The sequence below is a fragment of the Bacillus sp. LR--39 genome, assembly GCF_053613335.1.
In genome coordinates, this window is sequence record NZ_JBSIOT010001270.1 from 1 (window position 1) to 585 (window position 585).

The following is a 585-nucleotide window of genomic DNA, read 5'->3' on the forward strand; positions in this document are numbered from 1 at the left end:
TGCTCTTTTTGCTTTTCGATGAGGCTGACCTGCTCCTCTTGGAATGTTCCGTAAGTAAACAGGAAAAAGAACCAGCTAATTACGGCTCCGCACATCATTCCCGCGAAAAAACGCTGCCATCCCGGTTTTTTGTAATGCTGGGGGACCCTCATGAAGAAAGATGCTCCTGGGTCAGCCATGATATAATAAGCCAGCCGCTTTGCGCGCCTCCCATGGCCGAAATAATTAAAAGAAGCTGTTTAAAGATATCTCTCGTATTGCCTTCGAGTATGCCGCGTTCAAAGCTGTATACCGCATCAAAGGTGCCTCCGATAGCTGCGACAAGCGCCCATATTTTTAACCGGTTGGCAAGCTTTGTAATGGCTGTAAGCGGGGGTTCGCCTGCCAAATATGCTCCGAGCCCCCCAATGAGTGCGCCCCCGATCAGCACCCCTAACGCAATGAAGTAGCTATTGATAAAATTCACCATAAATCCTGCTTCCTGATCCATCTTTATCACCTCACCTTTTATATCATATTGAGCTTTCAGGACAAGTATGATGATGAGTCAAAAAAGAACATTTGTTTCTTTTGGAAACCGGCCTT

The 585-nt window shown here is 46.5% G+C and carries 1 protein-coding gene and 1 pseudogene; both read right to left on the minus strand.

The genetic code is table 11. From position 1 onward, the window contains the following. Positions 1–152: pseudogene (locus ACWHAR_RS29890) on the minus strand (sporulation membrane protein YtrI); the annotation flags it as partial. After that, positions 149–490, minus strand: coding sequence for a sporulation membrane protein YtrH (gene ytrH, locus ACWHAR_RS29895; RefSeq protein WP_003229410.1), 342 nt, complete (start codon positions 488–490; stop codon positions 149–151). The pseudogene ACWHAR_RS29890 and the gene ytrH, both read right to left, overlap by 4 nt. Positions 491–585 lie beyond the last annotated feature (95 nt).

Bases quoted from the DNA above. Each gene is read 5' to 3' on its own strand.
- ytrH (WP_003229410.1), bottom strand. From the start codon at position 490: ATGGATCAGGAAGCAGGATTTATGGTGAATTTTATCAATAGCTACTTC.